This window comes from Meiothermus luteus, from assembly GCF_003574085.1.
Lineage (GTDB): Bacteria > Deinococcota > Deinococci > Deinococcales > Thermaceae > Meiothermus > Meiothermus luteus.
Window position 1 is genome coordinate 1 of record NZ_QWKZ01000175.1, and the last position, 2597, is coordinate 2597.

General features: G+C 62.0%; 3 protein-coding genes and 2 tRNA genes. 2 read left to right on the top strand and 3 right to left on the bottom strand.

Annotation, left to right across the window (positions count from 1 at the left end):
- The first annotated feature begins 221 nt into the window (after positions 1 to 221).
- Both Mlute_RS14825 and Mlute_RS14830 read left to right on the top strand, forming a co-directional pair.
- Positions 222 to 298, top strand: a tRNA-Asp gene (locus Mlute_RS14825).
- A 5-nt stretch (positions 299 to 303) separates the two neighbouring features.
- Positions 304 to 379: transfer RNA gene (locus tag Mlute_RS14830), tRNA-Phe, on the top strand.
- A 74-nt stretch (positions 380 to 453) separates the two neighbouring features.
- Here the strand turns inward: Mlute_RS14830 and Mlute_RS14835 are convergent.
- The 3 genes from Mlute_RS14835 to Mlute_RS14845 all read right to left on the bottom strand — a co-directional run bounded on the left by Mlute_RS14835 (position 454) and on the right by Mlute_RS14845 (position 2566).
- Positions 454 to 1638 (bottom strand): tyrosine-type recombinase/integrase, encoded by a 1185-nt coding sequence (locus tag Mlute_RS14835; RefSeq protein ID WP_119361302.1) that lies wholly within the window; start codon positions 1636 to 1638, stop codon positions 454 to 456.
- A 2-nt stretch (positions 1639 to 1640) separates the two neighbouring features.
- Positions 1641 to 1853 carry a hypothetical protein gene (locus Mlute_RS14840; RefSeq protein WP_063843353.1) on the bottom strand — a complete coding sequence of 71 codons (213 nt, stop codon included), beginning with the start codon at positions 1851 to 1853 and terminating at the stop codon, positions 1641 to 1643.
- Positions 1854 to 2032: 179 nt separating this feature from the next.
- Positions 2033 to 2566, bottom strand: a complete 534-nt coding sequence (locus Mlute_RS14845; protein WP_119361303.1) for a hypothetical protein — start codon at positions 2564 to 2566, stop codon at positions 2033 to 2035.
- Positions 2567 to 2597 lie beyond the last annotated feature (31 nt).

Below are 2597 nucleotides of genomic sequence, written 5' to 3' on the forward strand. Positions count from 1 at the left end.
GATGAAGACGGGGCTTAGGGGAGGGTACTTGGCGGAGCGGAAGCCGAAGACGGCGATGGTGCGGGCGTTCTTGGAGCTTTTGGCCTATGGCCTCAGGGTTCTCTTTTCCCTCCTCCGGGGTACAAGGCGATTTACTAGGCAAGCCCGGTTCAGCTTGACACCCATTCTCTCAGCCGCTATTATCCTATTGCCCGTTCGGACGGCTCCGGTACAGGGCGCACGCTCCGGTGGTGTAGCTGGTCAACATACCCGCCTGTCACGCGGGAGATCGCGGGTTCAAGTCCCGTCCGGAGCGCCATCCTTGCCAAGGTAGCTCAGTCGGTAGAGCATGCGACTGAAAATCGCAGTGTCGGCGGTTCGATTCCGCCCCTTGGCACCAATCCAGGACGAAGAAAACCGGGGTAGCACAAACCCCGGTTCTTCGTTTTTACGGTGATTCTACGGTTTATGGGTTCAGGCTTGCGCCCTGGGCTGGAGCAAGTCCTCCATGTCCAGTACCCAGCCTTGCCGCTCGTGCTGGAGCAGGTGACGATACACCCCCAGGGTGATATTGGGGTTGCTGTGACCCATCCGCTCGGATACGAGCTCGAGGGGAGCGCCATTAGCCAGCAGGTGGGAACCGTAGCTGTGGCGAAGGTCATGTACCCGGACGTGAGGGATTCCCAGCCTTGCCACGATACGGCGAAGCGCCCAACTGGGGGCATGGGGGTTTAGGGGCTTGCTGGGGTCGTCTCCGGGGAACACCCACATCTCAGCCGGTGGGTACTCTCCCAGCTTCTCCCTCCACCAGTCCCGGTAAGCCCTCAGCCGCTCGAGGGTTGCCCTGGGGATGGGTATGGTTCGAGCGCTCGAGTGGGTCTTGGGCTTGGTCAGCACCGGCTTCCCCCCCGACTCGCTCCACACCCGTTGAACCTCGATGGTTCCGGTTTCCAGGTCAATATCTCCCCACTGCAAGCCCAGGGCCTCACCCCGGCGTAGTCCACAGTTCAGCATCAGGCGCAAGGCAAGGGCGGTTCTGGGGTCACTGTGGGCGTCCAGGGCGGTGAGCAGGGCTTGCACCTCGTGGAGCTCGAGGGCCCTCCCCGCTTTGGTCTTGGCCTGGTCGCGGGGGGCCTTGATCTTCACCGGCTCTACCGGGTTGCGGTGGATGAGCTCCATGTCCAGGGCATCCCGGCATACCTGCCAGAGTCTTTGCCTGACCTGCCTTACGGTGCGAAGGCTGTAGCGCTTGCCCAGGTCATCCAGCACTGACCGGATGTGGGAAGGGGTGACTTTCTGCAAGGGCAGGCTACCCAGGGGGTCGCGGGCCTGGGGGTTCTTGACGCCGGGTAGGGCATAGCCCAGCTCTTGCTTGTAGAGTTCTACCGTCCTGGGCCTGACCTCCCGCTCTTTGCGCTCGAGCCAGCGTATGGCCCAGTCCTTCAGGGTGACGCTCGAGGGGTTGGCAAGCAGGCCCTTGTGATAGAGCGTAGCCTGTTCTGCCAGCCATGCCTCAGCCTCTTTGCGGGTCTTGTGGTAGCCGCGCACCCGGAGGGGCTTACCTTCAGCATCAAAGCCCAGGTTCAGTTCGGCGCACCAGCGGCCAGAGCCTTTGTGGTAGTAGGTTGTTCCTGAACCCTTACCGCGCTTTCTAGGCATGGCTACCTCCCTTGCAGGGCCTCCACCCCGGCCATGAAGACCTCCCCGCGCTCCTGGGGGGTCATCTCCAGCAGGCGTTTCGCCCACGGCTCGTGCAGTCGGACGCGCACCAGCACACTTCTCTCCCCCGGCTTCAAGGGCGTGTTGAGCCCTAGCTGCTTGAGCCGGACTTCCTTGGGCTGTCTAACCCGGTGTAGGTTCTGTCCTCTTGGCATACACAACCACTTTATCACTGTGTTCTCAATGGTCAAAGTGCGCTTATGGTTATAAACGAACATTTTGCTGGTGCTGTTTCACGGCAGAAGGGGTCAGGGTCACGGCGCAGGCTGGGTGTAGTTTCATGCCGTCCATTCAAAACTTGAACGTCAGTTTTTCATAGCGACAAATTCTGACACTATCCCAAAGGCCATACGGTGGATACCTCCACCTCTCCCCGGTAGATACGCACCTCGCGGGGTTGTGGGTATTGTGCCGCCCATTCCCTCAGCACCAGGGGTAGCCAGGAAGCGGGGACGGTGCGGCTGATCCGGCTCACCCCCAGGTCGAAGGCCAGGGTGTAGTAGGACTCACCCGCCTCGAGCAGAGCGGGCAGGGCCTCGAGCAGAGCGGGCCAGGTGGGGAAGCTCCAAAACGCGTCGGTATGCGGCGGAATCGTTGCGCTATGTTTCGGTTCGCTTGCACCCTTCAACCCGTTAGCCACCCGTGCCAGCCGCAATACCCGGCGCTCCCCGGTGTGGTGGAAGTCCACCTGGATGCCGTGCTCTAGGGCGTGGTGCTTGAGCCACAGGCTCAGGCTCACCGGGTTAGCGGGCCAGGGCTCTACCCGGTGGGCCTCGAGGTCGGAGTATAGCGAGGTGGGGGTTCCTTCCCAGGGGCCAGCCTCGAGCAGTCGTAGTACAGCGGGGGGTAGGTGGGGGTAGCGGGTCATATCACTACCACCCCCTCATCCGCTTGTGCCA